A 19,562-nucleotide genomic window follows, 5' to 3' on the forward strand; every position below is an offset into this window, starting at 1 on the left:
CGTCATCGAGACAGTCATTCTCACGCAGTACCTCAAACCCCGCCCTCGGCACTCACAAGCATTGTCGGGAATCGAGTGTTCCACTTAACCGAACCCACACGATGTTTGACTGCCAAGGCATAACCTCTCAGGCTGATAAAGGCAGTGCTGCCACAGCAAAGACCTGACAGCACCCTGACCCTTCAACCGGACGTGGAGCGGTAACGCTTGGAATTAAGACAGCTGCGCTATTTCGTAAAAATCATCGAACACGGCAGCTTGGGACGTGCAGCGCTTGAGCTGGATGTCGGCGTGTCAGCCCTCAGCCAACAGATCGCGAAGCTTGAAAGCGAGCTCTCAACTCGCCTGCTTAATCGCACCACGACCGGCGTCACACCAACCAGCTCCGGCACGGCGTTCCTGCACCACGCCCAGTTGTGCCTGCGACAGGCCGAAAACGCGATCACGGCCGCTCACCGCGGGCGGATGAGCGGGTATGTCACCGTTGGAATGGCACCCACGACTGCCACGGTACTTGCCCTACCATTGATCAACGCGATGCGGGAGCGTTACCCGGATATCCAATTGCACCTGGTCGAGATGCTGTCCGGGCATCTGGCGACCCAGCTCAATGCCCGCCAGATAGACCTGGCCATTGTGTTTCAACTCGAAGGTGGCAAACGCTGGAGCGTGACACCGCTGCTCGACGAAAAGCTGTTTGTCATCAGTTCACCGCACCTGCCCGACGCACCACAGGGAACCCGCGTGCAACTGGCGGACCTGGGGCACCTTCCACTGGTGATGCCGACCGCGCAACACGGTTTGCGTTCTACGCTGACGGTTGCGTTCGAGCGTTCGGGCGTGGCGCCCAACATCATCATGGAGGTCGATGGTCTGGCCGTGTTGATGAATGCTGTACGCGCAGGTCATGCGGCCACCATCCAGCCCGGCGCGGCAGCGGCGCTCAAAGGTGAGTCGGGGCTTTCAGTGGTGGAAATTTCCGATGTTCACGTCGGTCGACGAAACCTGCTGGCGACATTACCTGATGACGAGCTGTCCCCCGCAGCACTCGCGGCGCGACGGGTGATCACCGATGTCGCCCGGCAGTTGGTCGTTGATCGACAATGGCCGGGGGCGTCGTGGATTGAGGACGTCGCGTCATGATCCACTCGCGCCCTCCCCGAGTTATCCGACACTCGCGGGATCCGCACCAAAGTCTTTACGAAAACTAAACGCCCCGACTCATTTCGCGCCTTTCGACAATAAGCTCACCGCTCTACCTTCTCTCCACTCGCGAGGAGCACTTCGTTCATGCCTCCTTGCGATTGAGGAGTAATGATGATCGATGTATTAGTGATCGGCGGTGGTAACGCCGCCCTGTGTGCAGCGTTGATGGCCCGAGAGGCCGGCGCCAGCGTCATGTTGCTGGAAGGTGCACCGAAAATCTGGCGCGGCGGCAATTCGCAACACACCCGCAACCTGCGCTGTATGCACGACGCACCGCAGGATGTGTTGGTCGATGCCTATCCCGAAGAGGAATATTGGCAGGATCTGCTGAAAGTGACGGGCGGGATGACCAATGAAAAGCTTGCACGGCTTGTCATCCGCGCTTCATCGAACTGCCGTGACTGGATGCGCTCCCATGGTGTGCATTTTCAACCTTCGCTGTCGGGTGCCCTGCATGTCGCGCGCACCAATGCGTTTTTCATGGGTGGCGGCAAAGCGTTGGTCAATGCGTACTTTCGCAGCGCCGAGCGGCTGGGCGTCAAGATCCGCTATGACGCTCAAGTCACTGACATCGAACTGAAGGGCCACGCGTTTGTTGCAGCGCACCTCGGTGAGCGTAAGGTCGATGGCCAGCATTTCCCCGCCGAGCGCATTCAGGCCAAGGCCTGCGTTCTGGCTGCGGGCGGATTCGAATCCAACCGCGAATGGCTCCGCGAAGCCTGGGGTCAGAACGAGCGCGGAGAATGGCCTTCCGACAATTTTCTGATTCGCGGGACGCGCTTCAATACCGGTGTACTGCTGCGGCGCATGCAGAGCCTGGGGGCCGACTTTATCGGCGACCCGACCCAGGCGCATATGGTCGCCATCGACGCCCGAGCCCCGCTGTATGACGGGGGTATCTGCACTCGCATCGATTGCGTATCACTGGGCGTGGTCGTCAATCGCGACGGCGAACGCTTCTACGACGAAGGCGAAGACTTCTGGCCCAAGCGCTATGCGATCTGGGGCCGTCTGGTGGCCGGTCAGCCCGGACAACAGGCCTACTCGATCATCGACCAGCAAGCCGTCGGCCGCTTCATGCCTCCGGTGTTTCCAGGCACCAAAGCCGATTCGCTACAGGAACTGGCCCGGCGGTTGAAGCTTCCTGTTGAACAATTCGTCAAAACCATCGAGCACTACAACGCGGCCTGCCGTGTCGGTACGTTTGATCACACCGCACTGGACGATTGTCGCACCGAAGGTTTGAACCCCGCCAAGACTCATTGGGCCCGCCCCTTGGTAAAGCCCCCCTTCTGCGCCTACCCACTCAAGCCAGGCGTGACGTTCACTTATCTGGGGCTGGCGACCGACGAAACCGCAGCCGTTCACTTCAAGGGTGAGGCGAGTCCCAACCTGTTTGTCGCAGGAGAAATGATGGCGGGCAACGTACTGGGCAAGGGTTATACCGCCGGCATCGGCATGGCCATTGGCACCGCCTTCGGTCGCATCGCCGGTGTGCAAGCCGCGGCTGCGGCCGGCTTACCGACCCCTTTTATCACGGAGCCCCAACATGCAGCTGTTTGATCCCAAGGCACCGGGTAATTTGATTCCCGTACTCAACCTTGATGAAAGCGAAGTTCAGCGACAAATGACCGTTTGCAATGCCTGCCGTTACTGCGAGGGCTTCTGCGCTGTATTTCCGGCCATGACACGACGTCTGGAGTTTTCTCAGGCGGATATCCATTACCTGGCGAACCTTTGCCATAACTGCGGCGCATGCCTGCATGCCTGTCAGTACGCTGCCCCTCACGAATTCGAAATCAATGTGCCCAAGGCCATGGCCAAAGTCCGCCTCGACACTTATGCCGAGTACGCCTGGCCGCAAATGATGGGCAAGTTGTACCGGCACAACGGGCTGACGCTCGCGCTGGCGTCCGGCGCGGGGTTGGCATTGTTCCTCTGCCTCACGTTGATGGTGATGGGCAACCTGTTCACGGCGATGCCCAGGGGAAATTTCTACGGGATCTTCCCGCACAACACTCTGGCCGTAATGTTCGGTGCAGTTTTCGGATTCGCGGTACTCGCGTTAACCCTTGGCGCGCGGCGCTTCTGGCGCAATGTTTCACCGGCCGACGCGCCCGTGCAGGAAAAAACCGCCGCTGCACTGGAAGCCACGGCCAACGTCGCCCGGCTCAAATTTCTGGACGGTGGCCATGGTGAAGGCTGCAATAACGCTGATGATCGATTCACCTTGTGGCGGCGGCGCTTCCACCACTTCACCTTCTACGGCTTCATGCTGTGTTTCGCAGCCACAGGGGTCGCCACGCTCTACCATTTCCTTCTGGACTGGTCGGCGCCCTACCCCGTCCTGAGCTTGCCGGTGATGCTGGGCATCGCAGGTGGAGTCGGTCTGCTGATAGGCCCCGCAGGCCTGTTGTGGTTGAACCTGCGTCGCAACCCTGAGCACGGCGACGACAATCAGAAACCCATGGATCGTGGCTTTATCGCGCTGCTGTTCCTGGTCAGCGCCAGCGGCCTGGCACTCCTGGCGTTCCGTGAAACCGCAGCCTTGGGCCTGTTGCTGGCAATCCATCTCGGCCTGGTCATGGCGTTTTTCCTGACCATGCCCTACAGCAAATTCGCCCATGGCATCTTCCGCAGCGCCGCGCTGCTCAAGTACTCCATCGAAAAACGCCAACCCAACCCGATCAACGCAGGTAGCGACTGATCGGCGATCCATTCATTCCAAAAACAATATTGATCACCACGGTAGCCATGATGAAAACAACAACTCAAGACACCCGATCCAAGGGGTCGAAACTGGGCGCCATCCTGCGGGTCACCAGCGGCAATTTTCTCGAACAGTTCGATTTTTTTCTGTTCGGCTTCTATGCCACTTACATCTCGCAGACCTTCTTTCCTGCCACCAGCGAGTTCGCCTCGTTAATGATGACCTTCGCCGTATTCGGCTCGGGATTTCTGATGCGGCCGCTGGGCGCTATCGTGCTGGGCGCATACATCGACAAGGTTGGCCGGCGAAAGGGGCTGATCGTGACGCTGTCGATCATGGCCGCGGGCACGGTCTTGATCGCCTTGGTTCCGGGCTACGCCAGCATAGGCATCGCAGCGCCGATATTGGTGTTGCTCGGGCGACTGTTGCAGGGATTCTCCGCAGGTGCAGAAATGGGTGGTGTTTCCGTGTACCTGGCTGAAATCGCCACGCCCGGACGCCGGGGTTTCTATACCAGTTGGCAGTCGGCCAGCCAACAAGTGGCGATCATTCTTGCGGCTGCGTTGGGCTATACGATTAACGCGTCTATGGAGGCCGCCGACGTTGCAGCCTGGGGCTGGCGTATCCCATTCTTCATTGGTTGCCTGATTATCCCGTTCATCTTCATCATTCGCCGCTCGCTACAGGAAACCGATGCATTCAAGGCGCGCAGCCATCACCCAAATGCCAGCGAAGTCTTTCGCTCGATGCGGGACAATTGGCGCACGGTACTGGCGGGCGGACTGCTGGCGTCGATGACCACTACCACGTTCTATCTCATTACCGTCTACACACCGACGTTCGGCCGCTCCGTACTCAATCTGAGCACCACTGACAGCCTGGTGGTCACGCTCTTCGTCGGCCTCAGCAATTTCATCTGGCTGCCCATCGGAGGCACACTTTCCGACCGTATCGGCCGTCGTCCCTTGCTGCTGGCAGTCAGCTTGCTGTGCATCTTTACTGCGTATCCCGCCATGCACTGGCTGGCCGCAGCAGCAAGTTTCGAGCGATTGCTCGCGGTGCTGCTGTACTTCTCTTTTTTCTTTGGCATTTACAACGGCGCGATGGTTGCAGCACTGACTGAGGTAATGCCTCAGAACGTACGAGTTGTAGGATTTTCACTGGCATTCAGTTTGGCAACGGCTGTGTTTGGCGGTTTTACACCCGCCGTATCAACAATCCTGGTGCAGGCAACAGGTGACAAGGCGTCGCCCGCCTACTGGCTAATGTTTGCTGCGTTGTGTGGGTTCACAGCGACGACGATCCTGTATCGCAGGCAAAAAGCAGTGCCAGTCAACGTTTGATGAAAGAGAGGACTCGGTGGATCTCAGGACGTTGCGCTGAATAAATTGCGCTGTTGCTGTGCGCGGCCGCTGTTCGATCGGCAGCAACCGAACCCAACGACGAGACAGCGCAGAACACCAGGATATGGTCTGAAATGAACCGGTTTTTCCGAGCCGCTTTGCGACATCAGAGGCGGAACATCACGAAAACAAGTTCGAGATCACCCTCGTTCAGATTCTGATATACCGCGACGCCGCGTCGAATCACGTCAGCTCCTGAGATACAGCAGATTATCCCTTGCCGACTTTAAGAACGGCATATTTCGACTGGGCGCTTTTGCTAGTTTATCCAGACCGCAGGGTCCCAGGCATGTACCGATGCCACGGTGTTGCTCTGACCTCCCTCTGTCGCTGCTGTCAGCAGCCCCCTCATCAGTACTCCAAGGAGCTCATTGGATGACAACACACTCTTCGAATATCTACCCCGTGGATCCGCAAACATCTCAGCGGTTTTATATCAATGGTGGCTGGACTTCGCCGGCCACACCTGCCAGTTTGCCCGTGGTCAATCCGGCGACTGAAAGCGATGTTGCAGAGGTCGCCAGTGGGTCGGCCGAGGACGTTGATCGGGCAGTCGCTGCAGCACGTGCGGCGTTTCCTGGCTGGTCTGCGACCTCCGCCGAAGCACGTGCGGTCTTTCTTGGAAAGATTTACGACCTGATCCTTGAGCGAAAAGAGTCCCTTGCGCAGGCGTTATCTCTGGAAATGGGCGCTGCCATCGGTTTCGCCCGAGCGATGCAAGTGCCGTTGGCGGCCGAACACGTTCGGATTGCCCGTGATCTGCTGTCCACCTATCGCTTCCAGTCGGTTGAAGACGGCACCGCGATTGAACGCGAACCCATCGGCGTCTGCGGTCTCATTACCCCCTGGAACTGGCCGCTTTATCAAATCACCGCCAAGGTGGCTCCGGCTATTGCGGCCGGATGCACAGTGGTACTGAAACCTAGCGAACTGTCACCGCTCAGCGCCCTTCTTTTCGCCCAACTGGTGCATGACGCCGGCCTGCCACCGGGTGTCTTCAATCTGGTAAATGGCACAGGCCCTGACGTCGGCGGCGCCATGGCTGCACACCCGGATATCGATATGATTTCGATCACCGGTTCAAACCGTGCAGGTGCACTGGTCGCACAAGCGGCCGCCCCTACAGTGAAACGCGTCACCCAGGAACTGGGCGGCAAGTCACCCAATGTGCTGTTGCCCGATGCCGATTTCGCCAAAGTCGTGCCACTGGGTGTGATGACGGCGTTTCGCAACGTCGGGCAATCCTGCAGCGCCCCGACCAGAATGATCGTGCCAAGGGAACGGCTGGCGGAAGTCGAGGCACTGGCCGCCGCAACCGCCAACGCGATCATCGTGGGAGATCCACAATCGGAAGAGACGGTACTCGGTCCGATAGCCAATGAGGCCCAGTTCAAGCGCGTGCAAGCCATGATCGAATCGGGCCTGAGTGAAGGGGCCAAACTCGTCTGCGGCGGACCAGGCCGCGTGCCTGGTCATGAAACGGGCTTCTATGCCCGAGCGACTGTATTTTCCGAGGTTGATTCGAGCATGCGCATTGCCCAGGAGGAAATCTTCGGGCCGGTGCTGTGCATCATTGCCTATGAAACGCTCGATGAGGCTGTCGCGATCGCCAACGACACGGTGTACGGACTGAGCGCCCACGTTCAATCCCGCAACCTTGATCATGCACGTGCCGTTGCCTCACGCATCCGCGCTGGACAAGTGCTGCTCAACCACCCTGCCTGGAATCCCATGGCACCGTTCGGTGGCTACAAACGATCCGGCAATGGTCGTGAATTTGGTGTCTACGGCTTTGAGGAGTATCTGGAAACCAAAGCCATCGTTGGCTTTGGTGGCTAGCAAATAATGGGGGACAGCCAGCTGCCCCCCTGTTTGCGCCTGATGGATGTATGGAGCTTCAGTGCCGCAACAACTTGCGCAACGGCACACCGTCCTTGAGCACCGGGGATTTGATGACGATGTAGCTGAAGTACTTGGAAATGCCGATGTTTTTATCCAGCAGGCTTTCAATCACTTCCTGATAGTGCTGAATACTGCGCGTCATGAAACGCACCAGATAATCGTAGCCACCACTGATCAAATGGCACTCGAGCACTTCATCCACCAGTCGGATATTCGACTCGAATTTGGCGAAGTCTTCGCGCTTGTGGTCACTCAGGGTGATTTCGGTGAAGACCGTTACCGATTCGGTGATCTTCGCCAGGTTCAGGTGTGCCTTGTAGCTGGAAATGTACCCGGCCGATTCCAGCCGTTTGACCCGTTGCAGGCAGGGGCTGGCCGACAATCCCACGGCATCGGCCAGACTCACATTGGTCATGCGCCCGTCCTTCTGCAACTCAACCAGGATACTGATGTCGATGCGGTCCAGTTTGACTAAACCTTCCATTGCGAACCTCTTGACTGCCATTTGTAGGACAATCTACTAGCAAAATCAGCGCCGTAAACACATCTGATGCTGTGCGACCAGGTCAGCCATGCTGTTGATGCAATAATCCGCAGCGCATGGGGTCGGTTGTTTCACCCGTTCACGACCGATCAGACACACATCGGTAAGTGCCGGACCGCGGGCGACAGGTCGGGTCACGCGCAGAATGTGCTCCGGCCTCAGCTCGTTGGCATTCAACCAGTCCTCGTCCCGCAGCGGATCGCTGGCCAGCGAAATAAAGTCATCGGCCACGATCCCCAGATGCTCGCACAACACGGCGCGATCCTCGGCATCCCGGTCGCCCACGACCAGCAGGCGATAAAACTTGCGCAAGTACAGCATCGCTCCCGGCGCGTCTTCGAACAATGACCAGTTGGCAGCGGAACGCGCGAAACTCATGCCCTCCTCCCAACTGGCTTTCAAGCTCCAGCGCTCGGCCAGTTGGCGATGGGCAAAACACAGCAATCCACTGAAGCCCAATTCGGCAAAGCGGGGATAGAGCGCCTGCACCACCTCGCGAAACTCGCCCAGCACCTGTTCCTTGTCCGGGCGCCCGCCCCGGCTGTCGAGCAACGGCTGCAGCGCTGTCCAGACCCCCGAATCACGGTCAACCAGGACTTCGTCGCAATCGATGAGCAGTGCTCGATAATCAGTCAGCCCCATGGTGTACACAGCCTCCGATGATGCGTTTCATCAATCCGTGCGCCAAAAAGGTTCAGCGACGCTGGTCAGCGACCGCGCCGCTGAACCCGGCGGACATCAGTTCAATACCCGTGCCAACGCAGCCTGCAGAATCTGCAACGCTTCATCGATCTGCGCTTCGGTCGTCACCAGTGGCGCGAGGAACCGCAAGACGTTGCGATAGACGCCGCACTTGATCACCAGCAAGCCACCTTTGCGCGCTTCATCGATCACACGCTGGTTCAGATCTGCGTCCGGGGAGCGCGCTTCATCGTTCTTGACCAGCTCGATGGCCAGCATGAATCCGGTGCCGCGTACGTCACCGATTTGCGGATGACGGCGCTGCAACTGCAACAAGCCCTCACGCAGGCGCTTACCCAATGCATCGCCACGTTCGAGCAGTGCCTCTTCTTCATAGGCGTCGATCACCGCCAGGGCCGCTGCGCAGGAAAGTGCGTTGCCGCCGTAGGTGCCGCCGAGGCCACCGGGCAATGGCGAATCCATGATGTCGGCTTTGCCGACCACACCCGACAACGGCAGCCCGCCGGCCAGACTCTTGGCTACGGTGACCAGGTCAGGCTGGATGCCGGCGTGTTGGAAACCGAACCACTTGCCGGTGCGACCGAATCCAGTCTGTATTTCATCGAGGATCAGCACGATGCCGTGCTTGTGGGTCAACTCGCGCAATGCCTGGAGGAATTGTGCCGGCGCCGCAAGGAAGCCACCGTCGCCCTGTACGGGTTCAATGATGATCGCCGCAACCCGCTCCGGCGCAACCTGAGTGGCGAGCAACTCGTCCAGCGCCTTGAGCGCCATCTCACTGGTGACGCCGCGATAGGCATTTGGATATGGGGTGTGAAACACCTCCGGCGCGAATGGCCCGAAGTTCTGTTTGTAGGGCTGGCTCATGCCGGTCAAAGTGGTGCCGAGCAAGGTGCGTCCATGGAAACCGCCGCGGAAGGAGATCACCGCAGAGCGGTTGGTGTGAGCGCGGGCGATTTTCACCGCGTTCTCCACGGCTTCGGCACCGGAGGTGAAGAACGCTGCTTTGTAGTGTTCCTCGCCACCTATCATTTCGCACAAACGCTGGGCCAGATCCAGATACGGCTTGTAGGCCACCACCTGAAAGCAGGCGTGCGAGACTTTTTGCAATTGGGCCTGCACCGCTGCAACCACTTTGGGATGGTTATGGCCGATGTTCAGCACGCCAATGCCGCCGACGAAGTCCAGATAACGCTGACCGTCCACGTCCCACAACTCCGCCCCCTGGGCGCGATCAATCACCAGCGGATGAGCGGTGACCAGCCCGCGTGGCACGAACTGATCACGCTGACGGAGTAAATGAGGCGTTTGGTCGACTTGGCTGTTCATGGCATTTCCCTTCGTGAGTCCGGCGGCCCGGAGTGAATGCAGGAGGTGGTTACACAGGGTCTTAAGATTAAGACTTGTGCGGAACGAACTACGCCGAACTTGCCCCCTGAGAAATCCGGATCGACTGTTTTCACCCTGCCAAACGGCAGATTCCTTCAGGCCGCCGAATCTGCCGGGCGCGTGCGTATATGACGTGACGCGCAGTGTTCGCAGCGCTGCTTTCGACAGATCCTGCTCTGGGGTTGGGCGATCATGGGAGCACCTTCAACCTCCTCAGGAATTGACCATGGCCCTGCTCTACAAAGCTGACCCCGTGCGCGGCGAACAGTGGAAAGCACTGTTCGCCGAACATGCCCCGGACATCGAATGGCGCGCCTGGCCGGATATCGGCGATCCCGCAGACATCAAGTATCTGGCGGCGTGGCAGGCGCCGGAAGATTTGCAGGCGTTGCTGCCAAATCTGCAGGTGTTGTTTGCATTGTCGGCCGGAGTCGATCAACTGGATCTGAGCCGTATCCCGCCGAGTCTTCCGGTGGTGCGCCTGCTCGATCCCGGGATCACCCAAGGCATGTGCGAGTACGCCAGTTTTGCCGTGCTCAGCTTGCACCGGGATATGTTGCGCTATCGCCAACAGCAGATGGCGCGCTGTTGGCAGGCGCACCTGCTGCAGCCGGCGCATCAGCGTCGGGTGGGGGTGATGGGCCTCGGAACTCAGGCGCAGCAGATTCTCGCCACCTTGCAGCCTCTGGGTTTTGCCCTCAAGGGGTGGGCGCGTAGTGCGCATCGGATTGCCGGCGTCGAGTGCTTTGCCGGTCGCGAGCAACTGCCGGCGTTTCTGAGCCAGTGCGACATTGTGATGTGCGTATTGCCGCTGACCGAGCAGACCCGTGGCATTCTCGACCGGGAGTTGTTTCGCCAATTGCCTCATGGCGCGGCACTGATCAACATGGGGCGCGGTGGGCATCTGGTGGAAGAAGACTTGCTCGACGCGCTGGACAGCGGGCAACTCAGCGGCGCGGTGCTGGATGTGGTGCAGAACGAACCGGCGCCGGCGGATCATCCTTTCTGGAGCCACCCGCAGATTCTGCTGACGCCGCATATCGCGGCGATGACCCAGCCGGATAGTGCATTTGCTGTCTTGCTGGAAAACATCCGCCGCTTCGAACGCGGCGAGCCCATGAACGGTCAGATCGATCGCAACAAGGGCTACTGACTCAGACCCTCTGCATGAGCGAGCAGGCTCACTCATGCAGAGGATGACGATGTTTCAGAGGAGTTCGGCGATGGCCCTGCCGACATCCTGGGTCGAGCCCTTCCCACCCAGATCCGGGGTGATCGGGCCCTCGGCGATCACCCGCTCGATCGCCTGCAGGATCCCGTCGTGTGCTGCACGATAACGCTCGTCACCGCTGCCCAGGAAATCGAGCATCAGCGCCCCGGACCAGATCATCGCAATCGGGTTGGCGATGTTCTGCCCATAGATGTCCGGCGCCGAACCATGGACCGGCTCGAACAGCGACGGAAAGCGTCGCTGCGGATCAAGGTTGGCCGACGGCGCAATACCAATAGTTCCGGCACACGCCGGCCCCAGATCGGAGAGGATATCGCCGAACAGGTTCGACGCCACCACCACATCGAACCGATCCGGTTGCAGAACGAACCGCGCACACAAGATATCGATGTGCTGCTTGTCCCACGTCACTTCCGGGTACTGCGCGGCCATCAGCGCGGTGCGCTCGTCCCAGTACGGCATGCTGATCGAAATGCCGTTGGACTTGGTTGCTGCGGTCAGGCGCTTGCGTGGCCGGGTCTGGGCCAGATCGAAGGCAAACTTGAGAATCCGGTCGACACCCCGGCGGGTGAAGACCGATTCCTGCAGCACAAACTCATGCTCGGTGCCTTCGAACATCTTGCCGCCGACCGATGAATATTCACCTTCGGTGTTCTCGCGAATCACCACGAAATCGATATCCCCCGGTTCGCGCCCGGCCAACGGGCATGGCACCCCGGGGAACAAGCGTACCGGACGGATATTCACGTACTGGTCGAAGTCGCGGCGAAATTTCAGCAGCGACCCCCACAGTGAAATATGGTCCGGCACTTTCTCCGGCCAGCCCACGGCGCCGAAGTAAATCGCGTCGAAGCCCTTGAGCTGTTCGAACCAGTCCTCGGGCATCATCTGTCCGTGTTCCAGGTAATAATCGCAATGCGCCCAGTCGAGCACCTCAATGCTCAAATCCAGTTGCCATTTCTTCGCGGCCTGCTCCAGAACCCGCAGCCCCTCGGGCAGCACTTCCTTGCCAATCCCGTCGCCGGCAATCGCGGCGATCTTGAAGACCTTGCTCATCAGTTGTGGCTCCCCGTTGTTTAGAAGTTACAAGCCGCCGATGTGGAAGGCTTTGACTTCAAGGTATTCGTCAAGTCCGTATTTGCTGCCTTCACGGCCCAGGCCCGATTGTTTGATGCCGCCGAACGGCGCGACTTCCATGGAGATGATTCCGGTGTTGAGGCCGACCATGCCGAATTCCAGCGCTTCGCCGAAACGCCATGAGCGACGCAAGTCTTGAGTGAAGTAATAAGCACCAAGGCCAAACGGTGTGGCATTGGCCAGCGTCAAGGCTTCGGCTTCATCGGTGAACCGCATCAGCGGTGCGACCGGGCCGAAGGTTTCTTCGTTGGCCAGGAGCATGCCGGCATGGGCATCGCCAAGCACCGTCGGTTGCACAAATTGACTGTCGCCCTGCGGAACGCCGCCGCAGAGCAGCTGCGCGCCCTGGCTCAAGGCATCATCGATGTGACGGGCCACCTTGTTTACAGCTGCCTTGTTGATCAGCGGGCCGATGGTCACGTTGTCCTGCAGGCCATTGCCGACCTTCAGTTTGCCGACCTCCTCGACCAGACGCTGGGCAAAACGCTGGTAAATGCCGTCCTGCACCAGAATCCGGTTGGCGCAGACGCAGGTCTGCCCGGCGTTGCGAAACTTGCTCAGCATGATCCCGGTGACCGCCTGCTCAAGATCAGCATCATCAAACACAATGAACGGTGCGTTGCCGCCGAGCTCCAGGCTCAATCGCTTGATGTGTTCGGCACTCTGGCGCATCAGCAAGCGGCCCACGGCAGTGGAACCGGTGAAGGAAATCTTGCGTACCGTCGGGTTGCCAGTCAGCTCTTCGCCAATCCCGGCGGGCATACCGGTCAGCACATTGAACACCCCGGCCGGAATGCCGACGCGCTCAGCCAACACGGCTAACGCGAGCGCCGACAGCGGCGTCAGATCCGACGGTTTGACGATGATCGGGCAACCCGCCGCCAGGGCAGGTGCACACTTGCGGGTAATCATTGCGTTGGGGAAATTCCAGGGCGTGATCGCCGCACAGACACCCACCGGTTGCTTGAGGGTCAACAGTCGGCGGTCGCCGCTGGGCGCCGGCATGGTTTCGCCGTAAATCCGCCGTGCCTCTTCGGCAAACCATTTGACGAAACCCGCGCCGTAGCGGATTTCACCTTTGGCTTCATTCAGCGGCTTGCCCTGTTCGCAGGTCATGATCAGCGCCAGATCGTCGAGGTTGTCGATCATCGCCTGATACCAACGCTCCAGCAGAGCCGCCCGTTCGGCAGCCGGTCGTGCCCGCCAGGCAGGCCAGGCCTGTTCGGCGGCGTCGATGGCGCGACGGGTTTCCACGCCTTGCATGGCGGGTACACGGCCGATCAATTCGCCGCTGGCCGGGTCGACGACATCCAGGGTCGCGCGGTCATCGGCGCCAATCCACTGGCCGTTCACATAAGCGAGTTCTGCGAGAAGACCGGGGTCTTTCAAACGATTCTTGAGCATGGTCGAGTCCTGATCCGAGACAGATTCCAGTCTAGGGAGACTCGGCGGATGAGGATGCTGAAAGCGCTTGACGGACAGTGTCGGCTGCTGAAATTGGCGGTGGAACAGCAGAACTGCTGCTTTCTATCGTTTCAGCGAACCGAGCAAGCCCTCCAGAAAGCGCTCCCCCGCCTCCATCTGGCTGATCTCGATAAACTCGTCGGGCTTGTGCGCCTGCTCGATCGAACCTGGTCCGCAGACAACCACCGGCACATCCAGACGCTGCTTGAACAATCCGCCTTCCGTACCGAACGAAACCTTGGACGTCGTGGTATCCGGCGCCGCGAAATTTTTCAGGAACCGTACCGCTTCGACGCTCGGGTGGGTGTCCAGTCCAGGATAGACGTTGACCGTTTCAATCTCGATGGCCGCCACGCTCGAGAGCTTCTGTGCCTCGCGCACAATCACCTCGGCACGCTCCTGCATCTGCGCGAGAATCTGTTCCAGATCATCCGCCGGCAAATTGCGCACTTCAAAATCCACCGTGCACAGATTCGGCACAATATTCAACGCCCGGCCTCCGCCGATCTGGCCAACGTGCACGGTGGTGTAAGGCACGTCGTAATCGGCATCCCGGGCGCCCTGCTCCTGCAATTGGCGCTGGGCTTCACGCAACGCTGCAATAAAATCGCAGGCCACGTGGATCGCGTTGACCGAGCGCGGTGCCAGCGAAGAATGCGCCTCCAGCCCTCGACAATAGGTGCGGTACGAGCCCTTGCCCTTGTGTCCCAGCACAAACTGCATGTTGGTCGGTTCGCCGATCAGGCACAGGAACGGCCGCACCGGCGCCAGATGCAGCACATCGAGCAAACGGCGCACGCCAACGCAGCCGATTTCCTCGTCGTGTGACAGCGCCAGTTGCAGCGGACGGCTGAGGGAATGTTCAGCAGCGTCAAGCATTGCGTCGATGGCCAGCGCGATAAAGCCTTTCATGTCGCAACTGCCGCGCCCGTAAATCCGCCCGTTCTGCTCCGTCACCTGAAACGGTGGAACAGTCCACGCTTGCCCCGCTGCTGGCACCACGTCGGTGTGGCCGGACAGCAGAATGCCCGGCTGGTCTTTCGGGCCGGTGCTGGCAAACAGATTGGCCTTCTTGCCGCTTTCGTCCTTGACGATCAGCGACTCGATGCCCTTGCTCAGCAGCAAGTCGCGAACGTACTCGATCAACGCCATATTCGATTCCGACGACACGGTATCGAACGCAATCAATCGTTTGAGAATCTCCAGTACACGGGGTTTCATGAGGCTTTGCTCCGTTGTTCGGCCAAAGGGGCGAACCGGCGTATGGAAAAGGGTTCAATCAACGTGGAGGTGCTGCCGGTGCTGATCAACTCAGCCATGACGTCACCGACGCCCGGCCCCAACTGGAAGCCATGGCCACAGAAGCCGAACGCGTAATACAGGCCATCGACCGTACCGCTCGGCCCCATGATCGGCAGCGAATCCGGCAGATAACTTTCGATGCCGCTCCAGACCCGAATGATATTCAGATTGTCGACACCTGGCAGCAGTCGGCGCATTTGCCGGATCTGGTTGAGGATGCTGCGCGGCTCGACATGAGCGCGGCGATTGAGCATGTCCGGTTTGCTGCGATAGCCGCCGCCAATGATGATGTTGCCGCGCGGAATCTGTCGAAAATAAATCACTTCTTCAGGGATTTTGGTGAACACGCCAATTACCGTCGGCAAGGCGTATGGAACCGGTTCCGTCACCGCCATCTGCGGGCCATGGGTGTCCAGCGGTACCGGTTCGCCGAACTGCGCGGACAGCTTCTCTCCCCAGGCACCGGCGGTGATCAGCAATTGTGCGGCGCGATATTGCCGGCCATCGGTGGTGGTGACGCTGAACTCGTTTCCGTGTTTCTGAACTTCGGCCACTTCAGTCTGTTCTTCGATACGCGCACCGATTCGCCGCGCCGCCCGGGCAAATGCCGGCGCCGCCAGTCGCGGGTTGGCGTGACCGTCATGCGGTGCGTAGGAGCCCCCCTTCACGTCCGGCCCCAGAAACGGAAAGCGCTGATGCAGTTCGGCGCCGCGATAGATCTGCAGATCCAGTTGCGCCGCTTCCGGTGCAGCGGCATACGCTTCGAGCTCGGCAATTTCGTCTTCGCGGTAACACACGCGCATGTGGCCGCTTGCGATGAACTCCAGATCGTCGTCAATCAGCTCCGGTAAGCGCTTCCACAGCGCAAACGAACGGTTGGCCAATTCAAGTTGCCCCAGATAACGGCCCTGACGCCGCACGTTGCCGAAGTTGACGCCGCTGGCGTATTGGCCAATCTGGTCGCGCTCGAGCAGGGTCACGGAGTGCCCGCGCTGGCGCAGAAAAAACGCTGACGCCGCGCCCATGATGCCGCCGCCGATAATCAATACATCACTTTTGTGCGGGTTCATGACGGTTCCTCGATGATGACCATCGGCAGCGGTTTGACGGGGGCCTGACCGCGTTGGCGGCCGACCTGTTGCACGCTGACGCCGGCTGCGGCGGCGATCACTTCGGCGCCGGCCTGCGAGCAGTAGCGGCCCTGGCAACGGCCCATGCCGACTCGGCTGAAGGCCTTGGCCCGATTGACTTCGCACGCGCCCTTTTCACTGACCGTACGGCGCAGTTCGCCCGCGCTGATCATCTCGCAGCGACAGACGATCGCCGAATCCGGCAAGGCCTCGGCCTGTTCGGCGGGCCAGGGAAATGCCTGCGCCAGCCCGAGGCGGAACTGATCCATCACCGCCAATGCGCGCCGTTGCTCTGCGCGCAATACGGCATCCACCGGTTTTTGCTGATCCTCCAGCAGCGCCATCGCCACCAGGCGTCCGGCATGTTCAGCCGCATCGGCACCGCGAATCCTGGCGCCGTCGCCAGCGGCATACACACCACTGACCGAAGTGCGGCCCTCTTCATCAAGCGCCAGCCACCATTGGCCGGATGCCTCATCAAAACGCATGCGACATCCGGCCAGATCGGCCAGCTGGGTTTCCGGACGCAAGTGATACCCCAAGGCCACGGCATCGCAATCGATGTCCAGGGTTTCGCCTTTGGCTGAGCGCACACGCACGCCACTGACGCCGCCGGTGGCATCTCCCGTTATCTGCTCCGGCTTGATCCCCAGATGCACCGGTATTTTCGCCTGATACAACTGCGCCAACAGTTTCATCCCGGTGAGCAACACCCCGGGCCGCGCGAGCATCTTCGGCAGCGCGACGATGCGTTTGCTCAGTGGTGATGTATCAAGCACCGCGGCGACGTTGGCGCCGGCCTTCACATACTGGCTGGCCACCAGATACAGCAGCGGACCGCTGCCCATGAATACCACGCGATGTCCGATAGAAACAGCCTGCGACTTGAGCGCGATCTGCGCCCCGCCGAGGCTGTAGGTGCCCGCCAACTGCCAGCCTTCAATAGGCATCAAGCGGTCTGTGGCGCCGGTGCAGAGAATCAGCGCATCGTAGTCCACCGTCGTATGGTGCCCCTGACTGACGCAGCACAATTGTCTGGGCATCAGATTCCACACCAGCGTGTCGGGGCGGTAATCGATGTGTGGGCGCAAGCGCTCGAAACTCTCGTGCAGGTCGCGCGCCTTGGCCGCTTCAGTGCCGTACAACGCGCGGTAGTCGCGGGTGAAACCTTCGGGTTGGCGCCGATAGATCTGTCCGCCGTCGCGGCGATTTTCATCGATCAGGACCGGTTTGAAGCCTGCCTTCACCAACGTTTCGGCGCAGCGAATCCCCGCAGGGCCGGCGCCGACGATAACTACCCGTGCAGTGGCCATGTCGCCTCCGGTTGTGTGGTGACAAGATCCAGTCCTTCACGGACTTCACTGGAGCACGCACGCAGACGCTCGCCGCTGCGCGTCCACACCCAGCAATCCTGGCAGGCGCCCATCAGGCAGAACCCGGCACGTCGACCGGAATCGAATTCCGACTGGCGCAACGCATTGCCCTGAGTGAGCAACGCAACCATCAATGTGTCGCCCTGCAACGCCCTGATAGGCACGCCATCCACGGTCAAGCTGACGGTCGCCCGACCCTGCTCGGCCAGTCTCACAAAACGAGCGCTCATGCATAGGCTCCCTGATTCAAGGTGGTCACGTCCCGCTGAGTTTTCAGCAGTTCGACGCTGTCGTGATGGCAGAGAATTTCACTGCCACCGTCGATGATTCGGCGGTTGGGTGCCGTACGATTGCACAGGCCATCGACGCGCACCGGGCAGCGATTGAGGAAGGTGCACAGCTCGGCGACGTTGGCTTTTGGCCCGATGGGCGGCAGTTCGCCGCAGGTGGTCCCGCAGGTTTCAAGCCAGCCCTGGCGCAGTTCCGGCACCGAGTGAATCAACAGATCGGTATAGGGATGGAACGGTGCCTGTGCAAACGACTGCCGGCTGCCGGCCTGAACCTTGTGGCCGCTATACATCACCACCACGTCATCGCACAGCGCGCGTACGGTGGAGATGTCATGACTGATGAACAGGTAGGACACGCCAAGCTGCTCACGCAAATCGCGGAGCAATTCAAGAATCGCTGCACCGACCACGGTGTCCAGCGCCGAGGTCACTTCATCGCAGAGGATCAGATCGGGTTTGGCCGCCAGTGCCCGCGCCAGGTTCACCCGCTGCTTCTGCCCGCCGGACAACTCGCTCGGACGACGCTCGGCTAAGGCTCGCGGCAGGCGCACCAGATCCAGCAACTCGCCGATACGTTCGCGCAACGCCGCGCCTTTGAGGTTGAAATACATCTTCAGCGGTCGACTCAGAATCGTGCTGATGCTGTGCATCGGGTTGAGCGCCGTGTCGGCGTTCTGGAACACCATCTGGATCCGCCGGAATTGCTCGTCGCTGCGTTCGGAAAGGCAACCTCCCAGCGGTTGCCCGTCAAAGGTCAGTCCGCCCAATGCCGGCGTGAGCAATCCGGCCACCACACGGGCCAGCGTTGACTTGCCAGAACCCGACTCGCCGATCACGCCAATCGCCTGACCCCGGCGCACGGTCAGATCAATGTCCTCCAGTACACGAATGGCCGGCATGCCCTGGGTGTTCTTGTTGCCGTAACCGGCGGTCAGTCCGCGAATGGTCAGCAGCGGAGTTTCTTCGGCAATACCGCAAGGTGGACGGATCGTGGTGTCCGGCCGCGCGGCCGCCAGCAAACTGCGGGTGTATTCATGAGTCGGGCCGTTGAGCAGCGCCGCCGTGGCGCTTTGTTCGAATATCTGACCGCCATTGAGCACGACGATCTGATCGGCCATTTGCGCCACTACAGCCAAGTCATGGGACACATACACCGCTGTTGCGCCACGGTCACGCACCACGCGTTTGAACGCCCGCAACACATCGATCTGGGTCGTCACATCGAGCGCCGTGGTCGGTTCGTCGAGGATGACCAGCAACGGATCACTGATCAGCGCCATTGCCGCCATCACCCGCTGCAGTTGCCCCCCGGACACCTGGTGCGGGTACCGCTGGCCGATGTGATCCGGGTCCGGCAGGGCCAGATCGCGAAACAGTTCAATGGCCTTGGCCTCAAGGGCGGCGCGGGGGCCGAGGCCGTGAATCAAGGCGCCCTCCACCACTTGGTCGATCAGTTTCTTCGCCGGGTTGAACGCAGCCGCAGCGCTCTGCGCGATATACGACACCCGATTACCGCGCAGGCCCTGCAATTGCTGCTCGCTGAGCGCGAGCATGTCGTGCTCGCCGACCTGCACCACGCCGCCGGACAACCGACAGCCCCGTCGGGCATAACCCAACAGAGCGAGGGCAATGGTGGTCTTGCCCGAGCCCGATTCGCCGATCAACGCCAGCACTTCACCTTGTTCCAAGGCAAAGCTCACGCCTTTGACAATCTCCGTTTCACCATGCTCGCCGCAAGCAACCACGCGCAGGTCTTCAACTCGAATCAATTGGGTCATT

The 19,562-nt window shown here is 60.1% G+C and carries 16 protein-coding genes; 6 read left to right on the forward strand and 10 right to left on the reverse strand.

Annotated elements, in window-relative coordinates; genetic code table 11:
* Positions 1 to 207: 207 nt before the first annotated feature.
* From CAF87_RS05380 to CAF87_RS05400, 5 genes are all read left to right on the forward strand, one after another.
* Positions 208 to 1,143 carry a LysR substrate-binding domain-containing protein gene (locus tag CAF87_RS05380; RefSeq protein ID WP_085730922.1) on the forward strand — a complete coding sequence of 312 codons (936 nt, stop codon included), beginning with the start codon at positions 208 to 210 and terminating at the stop codon, positions 1,141 to 1,143.
* Positions 1,144 to 1,317: 174 nt separating this feature from the next.
* Positions 1,318 to 2,769, forward strand: coding sequence for an FAD-dependent tricarballylate dehydrogenase TcuA (gene tcuA, locus CAF87_RS05385; RefSeq protein WP_085730921.1), 1,452 nt, complete (start codon positions 1,318 to 1,320; stop codon positions 2,767 to 2,769).
* The gene (tcuB, locus tag CAF87_RS05390; RefSeq protein ID WP_085730920.1) at positions 2,756 to 3,913 is read left to right on the forward strand and encodes a tricarballylate utilization 4Fe-4S protein TcuB; all 1,158 of its coding nucleotides are present in this window, start codon (positions 2,756 to 2,758) and stop codon (positions 3,911 to 3,913) included. The genes tcuA and tcuB overlap by 14 nt, the downstream gene beginning before the upstream one ends.
* A 47-nt stretch (positions 3,914 to 3,960) precedes the next feature.
* A complete protein-coding gene (locus tag CAF87_RS05395; protein ID WP_085730919.1) occupies positions 3,961 to 5,259 on the forward strand; it encodes an MFS transporter in 1,299 nt (432 codons plus the stop codon).
* A gap of 435 nt (positions 5,260 to 5,694) precedes the next feature.
* Positions 5,695 to 7,158, forward strand: a complete 1,464-nt coding sequence (locus CAF87_RS05400) for an aldehyde dehydrogenase family protein (RefSeq protein ID WP_085730918.1) — start codon at positions 5,695 to 5,697, stop codon at positions 7,156 to 7,158.
* Between the two features lie 58 nt (positions 7,159 to 7,216).
* Here the strand turns inward: CAF87_RS05400 and CAF87_RS05405 are convergent, their stop codons facing one another.
* The 3 genes from CAF87_RS05405 to gabT all read right to left on the reverse strand — a co-directional run bounded on the left by CAF87_RS05405 (position 7,217) and on the right by gabT (position 9,796).
* Entirely contained in the window at positions 7,217 to 7,705 is a 489-nt protein-coding gene (locus CAF87_RS05405) for an Lrp/AsnC family transcriptional regulator (protein ID WP_027616181.1), read from the reverse strand.
* Between the two features lie 45 nt (positions 7,706 to 7,750).
* Positions 7,751 to 8,407, reverse strand: a complete 657-nt coding sequence (locus tag CAF87_RS05410; protein ID WP_085730917.1) for a 2-haloalkanoic acid dehalogenase — start codon at positions 8,405 to 8,407, stop codon at positions 7,751 to 7,753.
* Between the two features lie 96 nt (positions 8,408 to 8,503).
* Positions 8,504 to 9,796 (reverse strand): 4-aminobutyrate--2-oxoglutarate transaminase, encoded by a 1,293-nt coding sequence (gene gabT, locus CAF87_RS05415; RefSeq protein ID WP_085730916.1) that lies wholly within the window; start codon positions 9,794 to 9,796, stop codon positions 8,504 to 8,506.
* Between the two features lie 286 nt (positions 9,797 to 10,082).
* On the opposite strand from gabT, the gene CAF87_RS05420 reads away from it, so the two are divergent.
* The gene (locus CAF87_RS05420) at positions 10,083 to 11,009 is read left to right on the forward strand and encodes a glyoxylate/hydroxypyruvate reductase A (RefSeq protein WP_085730915.1); all 927 of its coding nucleotides are present in this window, start codon (positions 10,083 to 10,085) and stop codon (positions 11,007 to 11,009) included.
* Positions 11,010 to 11,063: 54 nt separating this feature from the next.
* On the opposite strand, the gene CAF87_RS05425 is transcribed toward CAF87_RS05420, so the two are convergent.
* From CAF87_RS05425 to CAF87_RS05455, 7 genes are all read right to left on the reverse strand, one after another.
* A complete protein-coding gene (locus CAF87_RS05425; protein WP_085730914.1) occupies positions 11,064 to 12,143 on the reverse strand; it encodes a tartrate dehydrogenase in 1,080 nt (359 codons plus the stop codon).
* Positions 12,144 to 12,170: 27 nt separating this feature from the next.
* Positions 12,171 to 13,628, reverse strand: a complete 1,458-nt coding sequence (locus CAF87_RS05430; RefSeq protein ID WP_085730913.1) for an NAD-dependent succinate-semialdehyde dehydrogenase — start codon at positions 13,626 to 13,628, stop codon at positions 12,171 to 12,173.
* Between the two features lie 123 nt (positions 13,629 to 13,751).
* Positions 13,752 to 14,909 carry an acetylornithine deacetylase gene (argE, locus tag CAF87_RS05435; protein ID WP_085730912.1) on the reverse strand — a complete coding sequence of 386 codons (1,158 nt, stop codon included), beginning with the start codon at positions 14,907 to 14,909 and terminating at the stop codon, positions 13,752 to 13,754.
* Positions 14,906 to 16,060, reverse strand: a complete 1,155-nt coding sequence (locus CAF87_RS05440; RefSeq protein ID WP_085730911.1) for an FAD-binding oxidoreductase — start codon at positions 16,058 to 16,060, stop codon at positions 14,906 to 14,908. Before CAF87_RS05440 ends, argE begins: the two co-directional genes overlap by 4 nt.
* On the reverse strand, positions 16,057 to 17,433 hold the full coding sequence (locus CAF87_RS05445; RefSeq protein WP_085730910.1) for an NAD(P)/FAD-dependent oxidoreductase: 1,377 nt from the start codon (positions 17,431 to 17,433) through the stop codon (positions 16,057 to 16,059). Before CAF87_RS05445 ends, CAF87_RS05440 begins: the two co-directional genes overlap by 4 nt.
* Entirely contained in the window at positions 17,415 to 17,723 is a 309-nt protein-coding gene (locus tag CAF87_RS05450) for a (2Fe-2S)-binding protein (RefSeq protein WP_085730909.1), read from the reverse strand. Before CAF87_RS05450 ends, CAF87_RS05445 begins: the two co-directional genes overlap by 19 nt.
* On the reverse strand, positions 17,720 to 19,561 hold the full coding sequence (locus CAF87_RS05455; protein ID WP_085730908.1) for an ABC transporter ATP-binding protein: 1,842 nt from the start codon (positions 19,559 to 19,561) through the stop codon (positions 17,720 to 17,722). Before CAF87_RS05455 ends, CAF87_RS05450 begins: the two co-directional genes overlap by 4 nt.
* Between the last annotated feature and the right edge of the window lies 1 nt (position 19,562).

The sequence above is a fragment of the Pseudomonas sp. R38(2017) genome, assembly GCF_002112395.1.
In the GTDB taxonomy this organism is placed as follows: Bacteria; Pseudomonadota; Gammaproteobacteria; order Pseudomonadales; family Pseudomonadaceae; genus Aquipseudomonas.